The 15106-nt window shown below is 61.8% G+C and carries 16 protein-coding genes and 1 tRNA gene; 8 read left to right on the top strand and 9 right to left on the bottom strand.

Features of this window, described 5'->3' with window-relative positions; genetic code table 11:
* The 4 genes from E8Q41_RS09005 to E8Q41_RS08990 form a co-directional block, all read right to left on the bottom strand.
* On the bottom strand, positions 1–825 hold the full coding sequence (locus tag E8Q41_RS09005) for a carbohydrate ABC transporter permease (RefSeq protein ID WP_137155201.1): 825 nt from the start codon (positions 823–825) through the stop codon (positions 1–3).
* A complete protein-coding gene (locus E8Q41_RS09000) occupies positions 822–1721 on the bottom strand; it encodes a sugar ABC transporter permease (protein WP_137155200.1) in 900 nt (299 codons plus the stop codon). Before E8Q41_RS09000 ends, E8Q41_RS09005 begins: the two co-directional genes overlap by 4 nt.
* A gap of 123 nt (positions 1722–1844) precedes the next feature.
* Positions 1845–3113, bottom strand: a complete 1269-nt coding sequence (locus E8Q41_RS08995) for an extracellular solute-binding protein (protein ID WP_137155199.1) — start codon at positions 3111–3113, stop codon at positions 1845–1847.
* Between the two features lie 123 nt (positions 3114–3236).
* On the bottom strand, positions 3237–4319 hold the full coding sequence (locus E8Q41_RS08990; protein ID WP_137155198.1) for a LacI family DNA-binding transcriptional regulator: 1083 nt from the start codon (positions 4317–4319) through the stop codon (positions 3237–3239).
* 260 nt (positions 4320–4579) lie between these two features.
* Between E8Q41_RS08990 and E8Q41_RS08985 the strand changes: the two genes are divergently transcribed.
* On the top strand, positions 4580–5926 hold the full coding sequence (locus E8Q41_RS08985) for an MFS transporter (protein WP_137155197.1): 1347 nt from the start codon (positions 4580–4582) through the stop codon (positions 5924–5926).
* A gap of 300 nt (positions 5927–6226) precedes the next feature.
* On the opposite strand, the gene E8Q41_RS08980 is transcribed toward E8Q41_RS08985, so the two are convergent.
* From E8Q41_RS08980 to E8Q41_RS08970, 3 genes are all read right to left on the bottom strand, one after another.
* A complete protein-coding gene (locus E8Q41_RS08980) occupies positions 6227–6661 on the bottom strand; it encodes a GNAT family N-acetyltransferase (protein WP_137155196.1) in 435 nt (144 codons plus the stop codon).
* A 9-nt stretch (positions 6662–6670) separates the two neighbouring features.
* Positions 6671–7024, bottom strand: a complete 354-nt coding sequence (locus tag E8Q41_RS08975) for a hypothetical protein (protein WP_170976428.1) — start codon at positions 7022–7024, stop codon at positions 6671–6673.
* A 164-nt stretch (positions 7025–7188) separates the two neighbouring features.
* Complete coding sequence (locus E8Q41_RS08970; protein WP_246660142.1) at positions 7189–7872, bottom strand: LuxR C-terminal-related transcriptional regulator; 684 nt, start codon at positions 7870–7872, stop codon at positions 7189–7191.
* Positions 7873–8086: 214 nt separating this feature from the next.
* Here E8Q41_RS08970 and E8Q41_RS08965 point away from each other — a divergent pair, with 214 nt between their 5' ends.
* The 7 genes from E8Q41_RS08965 to E8Q41_RS08935 all read left to right on the top strand — a co-directional run bounded on the left by E8Q41_RS08965 (position 8087) and on the right by E8Q41_RS08935 (position 14467).
* Entirely contained in the window at positions 8087–9226 is a 1140-nt protein-coding gene (locus tag E8Q41_RS08965) for an ABC transporter ATP-binding protein (protein ID WP_137155193.1), read from the top strand.
* A 23-nt stretch (positions 9227–9249) separates the two neighbouring features.
* Positions 9250–10404 (top strand): spermidine/putrescine ABC transporter substrate-binding protein, encoded by a 1155-nt coding sequence (locus E8Q41_RS08960; protein ID WP_137155192.1) that lies wholly within the window; start codon positions 9250–9252, stop codon positions 10402–10404.
* Positions 10405–10420: 16 nt separating this feature from the next.
* The gene (locus E8Q41_RS08955) at positions 10421–11287 is read left to right on the top strand and encodes an ABC transporter permease (protein WP_137155191.1); all 867 of its coding nucleotides are present in this window, start codon (positions 10421–10423) and stop codon (positions 11285–11287) included.
* On the top strand, positions 11287–12111 hold the full coding sequence (locus tag E8Q41_RS08950) for an ABC transporter permease (RefSeq protein ID WP_137155190.1): 825 nt from the start codon (positions 11287–11289) through the stop codon (positions 12109–12111). The genes E8Q41_RS08955 and E8Q41_RS08950 overlap by 1 nt, the downstream gene beginning before the upstream one ends.
* Before the next feature lies 1 nt (position 12112).
* Positions 12113–12874: an SDR family oxidoreductase gene (locus E8Q41_RS08945; RefSeq protein ID WP_137155189.1), complete on the top strand. Its 762-nt coding sequence runs from the start codon at positions 12113–12115 to the stop codon at positions 12872–12874.
* A 62-nt stretch (positions 12875–12936) separates the two neighbouring features.
* Positions 12937–13218, top strand: a complete 282-nt coding sequence (locus E8Q41_RS08940; RefSeq protein WP_137155188.1) for a hypothetical protein — start codon at positions 12937–12939, stop codon at positions 13216–13218.
* A 40-nt stretch (positions 13219–13258) separates the two neighbouring features.
* A complete protein-coding gene (locus E8Q41_RS08935; RefSeq protein ID WP_137155187.1) occupies positions 13259–14467 on the top strand; it encodes a TIGR03862 family flavoprotein in 1209 nt (402 codons plus the stop codon).
* Here E8Q41_RS08935 and E8Q41_RS08930 read toward each other — a convergent pair.
* Both E8Q41_RS08930 and E8Q41_RS08925 read right to left on the bottom strand, forming a co-directional pair.
* Positions 14461–14646 (bottom strand): hypothetical protein, encoded by a 186-nt coding sequence (locus E8Q41_RS08930; protein ID WP_137155186.1) that lies wholly within the window; start codon positions 14644–14646, stop codon positions 14461–14463. The two genes, E8Q41_RS08935 and E8Q41_RS08930, sit on opposite strands and share 7 nt — an antisense overlap.
* 186 nt (positions 14647–14832) lie before the next feature.
* Positions 14833–14909: transfer RNA gene (locus E8Q41_RS08925), tRNA-Met, on the bottom strand.
* Positions 14910–15106 lie beyond the last annotated feature (197 nt).

The following is a 15106-nucleotide window of genomic DNA, read 5'->3' as shown; positions in this document are numbered from 1 at the left end:
CTATTTCACCGAGCCAAGCATGCCCTGGACGAATTGGCGCTGCATGGCGAAAAACACGAAGATGGTCGGGAGCGTGGCGATGATCGTGCCGATCATCACCGTTCCGAATTGCGGGGTGTAGCTGGAGGCCAGCGACGACACGACCAGCGTGATGGTCTTGGTGTCGTTCGACTGCAGCACGATCAGCGGCCAGAGGTAGTTGTTCCAGTTGGCCATGAAGACGATGACGAAAGCCGCCGCATAGGTCGAGCGCATCACCGGCATGTAGATATAGAGGAAGATCTGCCATTCCTTGAGGCCGTCGACCTTGGCGGCGTCGCGCAACTCGGTCGGAAAGGCCTTGGTCGCCTGGCGGAAGTAGAAGATGATGAAGGCCGAGGCGATGGTGGGCAGGATGATGGCGATATGGGTGTCGATCAGCTTGGCCTTGGCCATCATCATGAACAGCGGGATCATGATCGCGGCGAAGGGCACCATCAGCGTGAGCAGCATCAGCGCATAGATGCGCTCGCGCCACTTCGACTTGAACATTTCGAAGCCATAGCCGGCGAGCGACGAGATCAGCATGGTCACCGCCGTGCCGATGATGGCGATCTTGGCGGAGTTCCACAGCACCAGCGGCAGGTCGACCGCCGCCATGAAGGCGTTGACATTGTCGAAGAAAGCGCTGCCGAAGGTCATCTTGCCTTCGAGAATATGCGAATTGGTGTTTGTGGCGCTGATCGCCATCCAGATGAAGGGGAACACCGACAGAAAAGCCGCGATGCTCAGGAACAGATATTGGAAGACCGCAGGCAGGGTGCGGATGAGGCGCTGCGCGTTCATTTGCGTTCCCTCGCGGCGTAGAATTGCAGGAAGGACAGGATCGCCACCATGATCACGATCACATAAGACACCGTCGCGGCGTAGCCATAGCTCGGCATGTAGCGGAAGGTGAGATTGTAGATGTAGAGCGAGAGCGTCAGGGTCGAATCCGCCGGACCGCCCTTGCCTTCGGCGCTCAGGCTGTAGACTTCATCGAAGAGCTGCAGCGTGCCGATCGTCGATGTGACGGTGGTGAACAGGATCACCGGCTTCAGCATGGGCACGGTGAGATAGACGAAGCGGGCCCAGGCGGGAACGCCGTCAATGCGGGCGGCTTCATAGATCGACTTGTCGATATTCTGCAGCGCCGCGAGATAGAAGATCATGTTGTAGCCGGTCCAGCGCCAGGTGATGGCGAGGATCACAAGCGTCTTGGCCCAGAATGGCTCCGTGAACCAGGAAATCGGCGTATCGACGACGCCGATCGCGATCAGCGCCGAATTCACGACGCCGTCCAGCGCGAACATGCTCTTGAACAGGATGGAATAAGCGATCAGCGAGGAAACGCAGGGCAGGAAGATCGCGGTGCGGAAAAAGCCCGAAAATTTGAGCTTGGGATCGTTGAGCGCGGCGGCCAGGATTAGCGCCAGCGTGATCATGATCGGCACCTGGATCACAAAGAAGGTCACCGTATTGGTGAGCGCCTTCAGGAAGACGGGATCGTTGGTCAGGCGCATGATGTTTGCGAAGCCGGCGAACTTCATCATCATGCCCTTGCCGGCATAGAGCGACAGCCAGAGCGACCTGAGGATCGGGAAGATCATGAAGGTCCCGATCAACAAGAGAGCGGGGGCCACGAACAGCCATCCGTTCACGTCGAAATATCGTTTCAATCCGCCGGGTTTCGCAGTGGCCATGGTCGTCCGTCTACTGGCTGGTGTGAGGTGTCGACAGATGTCGAAATGCGCATCAAGGCCGCGGCGTCGCCGCCGCTGCCCCGGGGAGGAACGGACGGCGCAGCCGCCGCCCGTTTTTGGTGATTACTGGATCTGGCCTTCAGCCTGGCTCTGGATGGCCTTCAGCACATCCTCGACCTTGGCGCCCTTGCCCATCGAGCCGAGATTGGCGGTGACGGCCGTATCGACTTCGTTGGTGAAGATGCCGTAATTGACGGCCGGGATCTGGGCGAGCCAATCGGAGAACTTCTGCCAGACCTTTTCGCCGCCGAAGAACGGATCTTCAGCGCCATAGGCCGAGCCTTCGCGCGCCGCCATCAGCGAACCGACGGCGCCGCGCTCGGTGAGGATCTTCTGGTAGAATTCGGTGTCCTTGGCGTAGACTTCGTTGAGGAAGTCAATGGCCTCGTCCTTCTCCTTGGAGCTTTCCAGCACGTACCAGCTGGAGCCGCCGAGGTTGGAGGCGGAGGTCGCGCCTTCGATCGACAGCTTCGGCGTGGCGGCGACGCCCCACTTGCCGGACTGGTCGGCCTGAGCCTTGACGGTGCCGGTGATCCAGACGCCGGTCACGACAGCGGCGACATCGCCGGAGGTGAAGGAGGCGAGCCATTCGTTCCAGCCGGCGGTCGGCTTGAAGATGCCGGCCTGCATGATCTTGCCCTGAGTTTCGAGAGCGGCCTTCAGCGCGGCGTTCTTCTCGATGTTCAGGTTGCCGTCATTGTCGAAATACCATTCGCCAGCCGACTGCATCATGATGCGGGTCAGGCCCGCGTCGTTCGGGTCGAAGCCCATCATCTTGTGGCCGGTCTTGGCCTCGACTTCCTTGCCGATTTCGATGAAGCGGTCCCAGGTGATGTTCTGCATGTCCTCGGGCTTGAAGCCAGCCTGTTCGAGGTAATCCTTGCGGTAATACATGCCGGTCACGCCCGAGTCGAAGGGCATGCCATAGACCTTGTCGTCCACGGTCATCAGCTGCACCTTATAGGGCGCGAAGCCGGAATAGTCGATCTTGTCGGACAAAGCGGCGAAAGAGCCCGGGAAGGACTGCAGATACTTCTGCGCGCCGTAGTCTTCGATCAGCACGATGTCGGGCAGCGTGTCGGTCGCGCCTGACGACAGAGCCGTCTGCAGCTTCTGCTCGACGTCGGCCTTGGCGAAGTCGACGACGTTGAAGGTGGTTTCCGGGTGTTTCGCGGTGTAGCGCGCGCCGGCTTCCTTCATGATCGCCACGTTGAAATTCGGGTCCCAGCACCAGATGGTGATCTCGCCGGCGAAGGCGGCGGTCGCGGTCAAGACGCTGACGCTTGCCAGAGCAGCGGTCGCAATACGTTTCATAATCGGAGAAATAGCCATTAAATCCTCCCTGGAAATGGCGTTACGCCGGCAGGCCCCTCCTGCCTGTCGCGAAGTATCGTCAAAAAAACAGGGAACGCAAGAAAATTTTTAGTAAATATTTATTGCGCCTGCGAAATGGCCTTACGCAGGTGCGGAATAATCCGGCTTGCGGCAACTGTCGCGCCAGATCATTTCGGTGGCGATGGTGACGGTCTTGGCGTAGTCGCGCCCGTTGAGCCGCTCGATCAGCAGGTCGACCGCCGTCTCGCCGATATGCTCGCCATGGATCTTCATGGTCGACAGCGGCGGGTTGAGAAATTGCGCCACGGGAATGTCGTTGAACGAGACGACGGCGATATCCTCGGGAATGCGCAGACCCGCTTCCTGGATGGCGCGATAGGCGCCGATGGCCATATTGTCGTTGGCGGCGAGGATGACGTCGGGCCGTTCGGCGAGGCTCAGAATGTTCTGCGCCAGCATATAGCCGGTCTCGAGACGCAGGTTCTGGCCGAAATTGCAGTTCTGGCCGAGCGCCAAAAGCTCCGGATCGAAGCCGCCGCGCTCCTTCTGCCAGTCGATATAGGCGCGACAGCGGCGCTCGCCAAAGGGCTGGGTCTGGCCGTCCAGATGCTCGTAGCTGCCGATGAAGGCGATCCGCCTGTAACCGGTGGAAACGAGGTCGTTAAGCATGGTTTCAGTGGCGAGGCCGACATCGCTGAACACGCTGTCGATGCGGCTGCTGCGCGGATCGAAATCGGCGAAGACCAGATGCTTGCAATGGCTCGACAGCCAGTCGATCTCGTTCTTGGAATGTTTGCCGATGACGATGACGCCGGCGACGCTCTGCAACAGCGCCGGGTCGGGCAGTGCGTCGGAATGGAAGACCTTGACGATCTCGGTCTTGAACTCGCGGCATTTGTTCTCGATGCCCAGTCGCACGCCGATATAATAGGGATCGCCCAACTCGTCCGACGGCTCGAGGAAATGCACGATGGCGAGGCGCGGCAGCGCCGTGAGCGGGGCGGTGTGATTGACGAAGGCGCCGGGAAGCGCGGTCGGCCGGTTGCGATTGCGCGGCGTGGCGTAGTTCAACGCCTCGGCCGTTTCGATGATCGCCTGACGCTTGGCGGCCGAGATCGACAGCGAGGGATCGTAATTGAGCACCCTCGACACGGTGGCCGACGACACGCCGACGGCCTTTGCAATTTCCTTGATAGTCACCATGAGCGTAAGTCCGACATTCCCCCGATGCTAGGCGCTGCGCCGTGCCATGGCAAACGATTTTTAGTAAATGTTTACTTGGTGGCAACGCCTGGCTCCCCCCGAGACTCTATGGCAGCGAAACCGCCCCAAGTCGAGCTTTTGTGACAGATCCCACGCGAAAAGCCCGCCAAACCGAACGCTTTCAGCCATTTCCGACTTTTTATCGCATCCTCATTCGTGTAGGCCACCCGCAAAACAAGAAGAACCGGAGTAGTAAAATCATGTCTTCCTACGACGCCGCATCGGCGGGCGCCCCGGCCAACAGCCGCGCGCGAGTGATTTTGGCGAGCCTGATCGGCACCACGATCGAATTCTACGATTTCTATGTCTACGCCACCGCCGCCGTGCTGGTGTTCCCGCATCTGTTCTTTCCGAAGGGCGATCCGACCACCGCGCTTCTGGCGTCTTTTGCGGTGTTCGGCGCTGCCATGGTCGCCCGGCCGCTCGGCGCGATCTTCTTCGGCCATCTCGGCGACAAGCGCGGCCGCAAGGCGACGCTGGTGGGCGCGCTCCTGACCATGGGCGTCGCCACCTTCCTGATCGGCGCCTTGCCGACCTATCCGTCCGTCGGCTGGCTCGCGACGCTGCTGCTCGTCGTATTGCGCATGGCGCAGGGCTTCGCGCTCGGCGGCGAATGGTCGGGCGCAGCCCTGGTCGCCACCGAAAACGCGCCCAAGGGCAAGCGCGCCGTGTTCGGCACCTTCCCGCAGCTCGGCGCGCCGATCGGCTTCATTCTCGCCAACGGGCTTTTCCTGCTGATCGCGGCGGTTCTGCCGTCGTCGGATCCGTCGATGCCGTCCGAAGCCTTCCTGAGCTGGGGTTGGCGCATTCCCTTCCTCGCCTCCGCCGTGATGGTCATCGTCGGCCTGTGGGTGCGCCTGAACCTCGTCGAAAGCAGCGCCTTCGCCAAGACGGTCAAGACGGGCCAGGTGCGCAAGCTGCCGCTCGCCGCCGCCTTCCAGACCCATGGCAAGCAGATCGTGCTCGGCACCTTCTATATGCTGGCGACCTATGTGCTGTTCTACCTGATGACCGCCTTCTCGCTCAGCTTCGGCAGCAAGCCCGTCGACGCCGCCGTGCCCGGCCTCGGTTACGATTATCGCAGCTTCGTGATGATGCTGATCTTCGGCGTGGTGTTCTTCGGCATTTTCACCTTCCTGTCAGGTCCCTGGGCGGAAAAGTTCGGTCGCCGCAAGATGCTGATCGCAGTGACGCTCGGGATCGCCGTGTTCGGCCTCAGCTGGGTTCCGCTCCTGTCGCTCGGCAAAGTCGGCGTACTCGCCTGGCTGGTGATCGGCTTCAGCCTGATGGGCATGACCTTCGGCCCGATGGGCGCGCTTCTGCCGGAGTTGTTCCCGGCCAATGTGCGCTACACCGGCTCGGGCATCGCCTATAACGTCTCCTCGATCCTCGGCGCGGCTGTCGCCCCGTTCATCGCGGTGGCGCTGTGGAGCTATGGCCAGGGCAGCCCGTTCTGGGTCGGCGTCTATCTCACCGTCATGGCGGGTCTGACGCTGATCGCCCTGTTCCTGGGCGAGGAAACCCAGCACATCGACATCGAAAAGTGATGTTTCAGGAGCCGCCCGGTCCGCCGGGCGGCTCTCTTAGAGCGTATCTCAGCTTATCCGCCTCATTCTGCCGGATCAATTTCGGTCAGGATCAAGGCTTTTGGCGAGGGCGTACCCAGATGTACGGCGGAGCCAAAAGCCGAAGATAATGGCCGAAATTCATCCGGCCCGAAGGGTTGGTCGAAACCGGGCGCCCGCGTCGTCGAAGAGCTTGGCCGTAGCATCAGCTACGACCTGCGCCCTTCTCCTTGCGGATCATCCCGGTTTGGACCAACAGAATGAGGCGGATAAGCTGAGACTCTAATAGGTCTTCATGGCGAGATGCGGAATGCCCGCATCCATGAATTCCTGACCGAAGACCTTGAAGCCGAAGCGCTCGTAGAGACCGACCTTGTCGGTCTGGGCAGTCAGGAAGAACCGGCCGCCGACTTCACCCGAATAGTCCTCCAGCACCCGGCTCATCATCGCCCCGGCAATGCCGCGGCCGCGAAAGGCGCTGTCGACCGCCACGCGACCGATCTTCAGATGTTCAGGTCGGCGCACGATGCGGAGCACGCCCGCGACTTCGCCCTCCATCAGCGCCACCATATGGATCGCCGTGAGATCGTCTGCGTCGACCTCTTCCTCGGCCGGCACTTTCTGCTCGAGCACGAACACAGTCCGGCGCAACTGGAAGCCCAGATTGGCGAGCGTCGAAAACACCGGCGCGACCAGAATGACCGGCTGGGTCGCCATCAGATACCCTCAGGCCCGGAGATCGAGCAGTTTGTTGCGGTGTTTCGGATGCGTGCTGTAGACGAAGATGCGGTCGATATCCTTCTGCGGCATGATCGACAGAAAGCGAACCTGCACGGTGTTGTTGGCGTAGATGCGCATCATCAGGCACCCGACCCGGGCGATCTTGGCGTCGGGAACATCAAGATAGAACTGTTCTGGCAGATTGAATCGGGTGTTGAGCGCCAGCACGGCGCCGCTCGGTCCGATCATGATCAGGTCGCAGCGCCGCGCCGCCATATGCATGACGCCCTTCTCGGTATATTCGAGCCGGGCGGCGTTCATGGTTTCTTCCATCGGGAACCGGTGCTCCCGATCATACATGAAGGACTCTTCCTTGTTCAGGAAATGCGCCTTGGTCGCGGTCATCGTGCGGCTGCCTGCAAAGTATTATTTTTCCGCCAGACTAGACCCAAGGCCTTAACAGAAATTTTCTTCGTCGCGTCGAAATCGAGTAATGGCCGGTTCCGCGCCGGAATGCCGCGGATTTATTTGGATTTGAGGCTTTCAAGGTAATGCGACATCAGTTGCGTCTGCGAGGCGATGCCGAGCTTGCGATAGATATTGCGCCGATGAACCTTGACGGTTCCCGTGGCGATGCCGAGCGTCAGTCCGATGGACTCAGAGGAATGTCCCTGCAGCACCAGTTCGATGATCGCCTTTTCGCGCTCGGTCAGCATCGGCCGCGACCCGGCGTCGGAAGCAGGTTGAGGCGACGGCGCAGCCAGCGCAAACCGCCGGGCGAGATTGCGCCAGACGCGTTTGACCATGGCCGCGACCAAAGGCTCCGCCTTGCGCAGGAGATCGATATCGGCGGCGCGAAACGGCCCGGTCGCCTGGGCGCGCATCAGGGACAGCACCACGGTCGCGCCCTCCTCGACAGGGATGAAGAAACCGATCTCCTCGGCAAGACGCGTCTCGACATAATAGGTGCGGTAATATTCGCTGGCGAAGAATCTGTCGGGCGCAAGGTCGCGCATGCGCCAGACGCCCGGCCGCGGCTGGGTCGCGGCCCGGTAGAAGGGATCGAGGAGATAGGGTCCTTCCTGATAGAGCCTCACGAAGACATGATAATCCTGCCGGTTGAAGCTCGAATAGAGATCGATGGGCCTGGCCTCGCCGCGATAGGCGAAGATCACGCAGTAATCGAACCGCGCCAGCGCCCCGAGCATGTCGGCTAGCCCGCGGCCAAGCTCCTCATCCGCATCTTCCGCCACAGCCCACAGCATCGCCGCCGCGTGAAACATGGATTTGAAATCGACGCTCATGGTCGGCTCCCCCGATCGCTCATACTCCCCCGATGTGCAAAATGTTAGAAAAATACCTCTTTCGGGGTATATACCCCAAAAGCGGTATCCGCATAGTCTTTCAACATCAGGGGAATAGATGGCGAGGCAATCGCCGCGACCCCAGGGGAACAGAACAGTGGACCAACCAGCCGAATTCGATGTGGAATTCCGCGGCGTCGCCAAGCGTTACGGCGAGGTGACGGCGGTTTCCGGGATCAATCTCCAGCTGAAGCGGGGCACCTTCATCGCGCTGCTCGGCCCGTCCGGCTGCGGCAAGACCACCTGCCTGCGCATGATCGGCGGCTTCGAACAGCCGAGCGATGGGGATTTGTTGATCGCCGGCCAGTCCATGCGCGGCGTGCCGGCCTATCGCCGCCCCGTCAACATGGTGTTCCAGCATTATGCGCTGTTTCCGCATTTCGATGTCGAGACCAATGTCGCCTATGGCCTCAGGCAGATCCGCCCGCGCCTCGACGACCGGGAGATCCGCCGCCGCGCCGCCGAAGCGCTCGACATGGTCCATCTCGGCAAATTCGCCAAGCGCCGCATCCACGAATTGTCGGGCGGCCAGCAGCAGCGCGTCGCGCTCGCCCGCGCCATCGTCAACCGTCCCCGCGTGCTGCTGCTCGACGAGCCGCTCGCCGCGCTCGACAAGAAGCTGCGCATCGCCATGCAGCTGGAGCTGCAGAACCTGCATCGCGAACTCGGCATCACCTTCCTGCTGGTGACGCACGATCAGGAAGAAGCGCTGTCGATGAGCGACCAGGTCTGCGTGATGAATACAGGCCGCATCGTGCAACTCGCGAGTCCCCAGGACATCTACGACAATCCCGCCAGCCTGTTCGTCGCCGATTTCGTCGGCAAGACCAATCGTCTCGACGCGGTGGTCGAACAGCAGGGTGGATCCGTGGCGGCCCGCTTCGGCAACGGTCTCGTTCTGCCGCTTTCCCGCCCTGGCGTTGCGGTCGGCAAATCCGTCGTCGCCATCCGTCCCGAAGCCATCGCGCTCCAGCCTGCGACACCTGCCTCGACAGGTCTCGTCGGCGACGTCACGCACCGGATCTTTCTCGGCTCGTCGGTCGAATATTCGGTCGCCGTCCCCGGCCTCGGCGATCTCTTGGTCTATGCCGATCGCGCGCAACAGAGCGGCGCGGCCAGCCTCTTCGAACCGGGCGCGCGGGTGGAGCTGACGATCTCGCCCGCCGCCCCGCATGTCTTTTCGCATGACGCAACATAACCGACAACAAAGGGAACAGTGTGATGACGACCAATGACAAGCCTTTGACGCAGGAACGTTTCGCCGACGAACTGATGCGCTACAAGCGCGGCTCAGTGAGCCGCCGCCATTTCCTTGAGGTGACCGGCCTCGGCCTGGCCGCGGCTGTGCTGGGTCGCCAGACGGGCCTTTTCGGCTCGCCCGCTTACGCCGCCGGCGATCTCGGCACGCAGATGTCGATCGCCACCTGGCCGAATTACCACGACCCCGCCACCTTCGAAGCCTTTACCGCCAAGACCGGCGTCGCCGTCGAGGTCAATGTCTTCGGGTCGAATGAGGAAATGCTCGCCAAGCTGCAAGCCGGCGCTTCGGGCTGGGACCTGTTCGTTCCGACCAATTACACCATCTCGACCTATCAGAAGCTCGGCCTGATCGACCAGCTCGACCTCGCCAAGCTGCCGAATTTCTCGCCGGCGACAGAGAACCAGCGCTTTACCCATGAAGGCGCGATCGACGGCAAGACCTATGCCGTCCCGAAGAACTGGGGCACCACCGGTATCGCCTTCAACTCTTCCAAGCTCAAGAGCCCGGTGACCTCCTGGAAGGAGTTCTTCGACCTCGCCCAAGGCGAGGCCGACGGCCGCGTCATGGTGCATGACTATCAGCTCACTACGATCGGCAGCGCGCTGGTGGCGCTGGGCTACGGCTTCAACTCGATCGCGGCGGACGAACTCGCCAAGGCCGAGGAATTGCTGATCAAGGTCAAGCCGCATCTGTTTGCGATCAATTCCGACTACCAGCCGTCGATGCGCTCGACCGACGCCTGGATGACGATGTGCTGGACCAATGACGGCGCCCAGCTCAACCGCGACATGCCGGAGATCAAATTCGTGCTCGGCAAGGATGGCGGCGAGATCTGGTGCGACTTCTACGCCATCCCCAAGGATGCGCCGAACAAGGCGGCGGCCTATGCGCTGCTCGACTACCTGATGACCCCAGACGTGGCGGTGAAGGAGCACATCTTCAACGGCGCGCCGACCACCGATTCCCGCGTCATGGCGCTCCTGCCCAAGGACGTCACCTCCAACCTTATCGTCTATCCCGACGAAGCCTCGCTGACGCCGCTCGAATTCGGCGCCGCCGTGACGCTCACCGATCCGGGCCGCGCCGAAGTCATGGCGCGCTTCAAGTCGGCCTGACGGGAAAGCTCGAACCATGGCGATGACGGCGGAAAGAAAGCAGGCGTTGACGACGGCGGGGCTGATGGCTCCGGCGGCGATCTGGATGCTGGTCTTTCTCGTCCTGCCCTTCATCGCCATCATCGTCTTCGCCTTCGGCGAACGGGCGCCCGAAGGCGGCTATCAGGCCGCCTTCACCTTCGCCCAATTCGCCAATCTGCCGAGCCGCGCCACGGCCTTCTTCAATACGATGATCCTCGCCCCGACGGGCGCCTTCGTCTGCCTGATCGTTGGATATCCGGTCGCTTATTTCCTGGCGGTGAAGGCCGACCGGCGCTATCGGCTGCTCTTGGTGTCGCTGATCGTGGCGCCCTTCTGGACCAGCCTTCTCGTCCGGACCTATGCCTGGATGTATATTCTCGGCTCGCGCGGCATTCCCAATCTGCTCGGCATGATCGGCATCGAAGATCTCCGTCTGATCAACACCCCCTTCGCCGTCATCGTCGGCATCGTCTACGGCTATCTGCCGCTGATGATCATGCCCATCTATGTCAGCCTCGAAAAACTCGACCGGCGCCTGCTCGAAGCTTCCTCCGATCTCGGCGCAAAGCCGATCGCGACCTTCTTTCAGGTGACGCTGCCGCTTTCCCTCCCCGGAGTCATGACCGGGGTCGCGCTCGTCACCATTCTTCTTCTCGGCGAATATTTGATCCCGCAGCTGCTGGGCGGCGGCAAGGTGTTCTTCATCGGCAATGCGCTGGTCGATCTCTTCCTGCAATCGCGCAACTGGCCGTTCGGCTCGGCGATCGCGCTGACGCTGGTCGCTGTGGTGGTGATCGTGCTGACCGTGTCGATGCGCCTCGCTTTCCGCATTGCCGGAACCAAACAGGTGGACCTGATCTGATGCGGGCGCTTGTGACAGCCGTCTATCTCTTCCTCTATGCGCCGATCGCGCTGGTGGTGCTGTTTTCTTTCAATGCCGGCCGCAGCGCCTCCGAATTCACCGGCTTTTCGCTCGCCTGGTACGGCAAGGCCTTTTCCAACCGGTTTCTGCTCGAAGCGCTGCAGAATTCGCTGCTGATCGCCTTCGTCTCCGCCGGCCTCGCCGCCGTGTTCGGCACGATGGCCGCACTCGGCATGGAGCGGCTGGGCAAGCGCAGCCGGCTGGTGTTCGACGCGCTGTTCGCTGCGGCCATCGTCGTGCCCGGCGTGGTGATCGGCATCGCCACGCTGGTGGCGCTGGTGGCGGTGTTCGGCGCTGTCAATCCGCTGATCGCGAGCCTCTGGCCGGGCGAGACGCCGCCGAAGCTCGGTCTCGGCTATGGTTCGATCATCGCTGCGCATGGCCTGTTTTCGCTGGCGCTGGTGACGATGATCGTCAAGGCGCGCGTCGCCTCGCTCGGCCGCGATATCGTCGAAGCCTCCAGCGATCTCAACGCCACGCCGCTCACCACCTTCAGGCTGATCGTGCTGCCGCAGATCATGCCGTCGATCGTGGCGGGCTTCTTGCTGGCCTTCACCTTCTCCTTCGACGATTTCATCATCGCCTTTTTCGTCGCGGGCTCGAAGACGACGCTGCCGATCTACGTCTTCGCCTCGATCCGTCGCGGCGTCACCCCTGAAATCAACGCGATCGCCACCTCGGTGCTGGTCGCCTCGCTCATGCTGATCGGCCTGGCGCGTATGCTGATGCGCGACAAGAAGCCCCGGGCCGCCGAAGGAGACTGACATGATCCTCGCAAACCAGACGGCGATCGTCACCGGCGCAGGCTCCGGCATCGGCCGCGCCGGCGCCGAAATCATGGCGCGCGAAGGCGCCTATGTCGCCGTCTTCGATCGCGACAGGACCGGCGCCGAGGGAACCGTGAAACGGATCAAGGATGCCGGCGGGGAAGCGGAGGCTGTGATCGTTGACGTCACCGACGACGCGGGCCTCACCGCCGCGATCACCGATCTTCATAGCCGCCGCGGCCGCATCGACATTCTCCACAATCATGCCGGCGCCCAGGTCGAGGGCGATCTCGAGCAGGTCAGCCTCGACGGCTTCGACAAGTCCTGGGATCTCAATGTCCGGGCGCATTTCATCGCCGCCCGGGCGGTCATGCCGTTCATGAAGACTGCGGGACGAGGCGTCATCCTCAACACCGCCTCGAGCTCGGGCATACTCTACGATCGCGAAATGATCGCCTATTGCACCACCAAACACGCGGTGATCGCCATGACCAAGCAGATGGCCGGCGATTATGCCAAATATGGCGTGCGGGTGAATGCGCTCTGCCCGGGTTGGGTCGACACGCCGTTCAACGACCCCTTCATCCGCCAGGTCGGCGGCCGCGAGGCGATCGAGGCCTATATCTCCCGGCGCGTGCCGATGGGCCGTTGGGCCCAAGTCGAGGAGATTGCCGAACCGATTCTGTTTCTCGTTTCGCAGCGGTCTTCTTACATCACTGGGCAGATCCTGGTCGCCGATGGCGGCGAGACCGTTGCCTGAAGGGAACCGGCCTGCCCGCGAAGCGTTGAGCCCTCGCGCCTTCCGCGCCGAAAGGTCTCCCAATGTTCTTTCCGCCCGTCGCCCTCGGCTTCAACATGATGCAGCTGGCCTTCGAATCCAACATGGTGATCGGTCTCAGATTGATGACGTTTGGAGCAGGCGGCCAGAAGGCCGCCGCTGAAGCGCAGCTGATGATTTCCGAAAAACTGCGGCTTGCCGCCCTCTTGACGGTCGAAAACGCCTTCGCTCTCGCCGGAGGCCAATCCTTCGAAACCACGCAGGCGCGCTCCGTCTCCCGCTATCTCCGCGCCGTGCAAGCCAATCGTCGCCGTCTTCTCCGATAAAAGCCCTTGCGTCACCGCCGCGGCTTGGCCATGACAGGCCATGAACAGGGATATTGCGATCATCGGCGGCGGCCCTGCGGGGCTGATGGCGGCGGAACGGCTGGCGGGATTGGGCCATGAGGTCACTGTCTATGAGGCGATGCCGACCGTGGCGCGCAAGTTCCTGCTGGCTGGAAAATCGGGTCTCAACCTCACCCATGCGGAACCCTATGCGCGCTTTGCCGCGCGCTTCGGCGCCGCGTCCGACCGGTTGCGGGCGTCGCTCGACGCATTTCCACCCGACGCTTTGCGCGCTTGGGCCGACGCCCTCGGCGCCGAAACCTTTATCGGCACATCCGGGCGGGTCTTCCCCCAATCGATGAAAGCCTCGCCGCTGCTGCGCGCCTGGCTGCGACGGCTCGCGGATCTCGGCGTCGACATCAGAACCCGCAGCAGATGGATCGGCTTCGACGGCGACAGGCTGCTCATTTCGACGCCGGATGGGGAGATCGCCATCAAGCCCGCGGCGACCTTGCTCGCCCTCGGCGGCGCGAGCTGGCCGCGGCTCGGCTCGGACGCCGCCTGGGTTTCCCTCCTGAGGGATCGCGGCGTCGCGGTTTCGCCGCTCCGCCCGGCCAATTGCGGTTTCGACGTCGCCTGGAGCGCCCATTTTCGCGACCGTTTCGCCGGCGCGCCTCTCAAATCCGTCGCGCTCACATCGGCCGCCGGCGAGACGCGCGGCGAATTCGTGATCTCCCGGCATGGCATCGAGGGCAGCCTGGTCTATGGCCACAGCGCCGCCGTTCGCGATGGTCTGGAGAGAGGGGAGGCGGAGCCTCTTATCGTCGATCTTCAACCCGATCGCAGCATGGACCGCATCGCGCAGGAACTGCGCCGCCAAAGCGCCAAGGTCAGCTTCAGCAATCGCCTGCGCAAGGGAGCGGGCCTCGACGGCGTCAAGGCGGCCTTGTTGCGGGAAATCATCCATGACATGGCGGCCTATACGCCCGACAGCGTCGCGCGCCTGATCAAGCGCTTGCCGATCCCCGTCGTCGCGCCGCGGCCGATCGAAGAGGCGATTTCAAGCGCCGGCGGCGTCGCCTGGTCAGAACTCGATGACGGTTTCATGGTGAGAAAGAGGCCCGGCCTGTTCCTGGCCGGAGAGATGCTGGATTGGGAGGCGCCGACGGGAGGCTATCTGCTGACGGCCTGCTTTTCGACCGGCGCAAGGGCCGCCGATGGCATTCACAGCTGGCTATGCAGTCAATGATAGCGGCGATCGTCCGACGGCGGGGCCACGGCGAAGAGCCGAAGCACCGGGCAATCGGCCAAAGCCCAGATCGCCCTCGTCATGGCGGCCTGGTCGCAGTCACGAAGCATCTGGCCGCGAAGTCTGGGTGAAGCGGCGTCTATCGCCTTCGAATCACTGTTGAATTTGTCATGCATCATATGGCCTCGGTACATTTACCGAACGGGGCTGAGAAGTCCGCGGTTCCGTCTATCCCGGAAGGATTTACTCGACGCATATTTAAACGTTAATTTTGTCTTAATGACGGCTTTGTTTCCGCATCCTCAAACGCAAACAGCCCCTCTGCGGATGTGCATTGGGGCTGATGTTTATGTGTTTTGATTTTTTGGTTGCGGGGGCAGGATTTGAACCTGCGGCCTTCAGGTTATGAGCCTGACGAGCTACCGGGCTGCTCCACCCCGCGTTAACAGGTTTTTGGCTGAGCCAAAATACCGACCGATTTTTGCGTGATGCAAAATATCGTTTAGTCCGGAACGGCTAAACCGCGGCAGGTATTTTGCTATCGCAGAATACCGAGAGCGCGGATTGTGAAGAGGATTGAGATGTTTGCATTTTGCAGACCTGGCGGCGACCTACTCTCCCGTGTCTTAAGACAAAGTA

This window comes from Rhizobium sp. FKL33, assembly GCF_005222915.1.
In the GTDB taxonomy this organism is placed as follows: Bacteria; Pseudomonadota; Alphaproteobacteria; order Rhizobiales; family Rhizobiaceae; genus Rhizobium_E.
The sequence above is the reverse complement of the archived record's forward strand: the minus strand, read 5'-3'. Positions and strand labels throughout refer to the sequence as shown.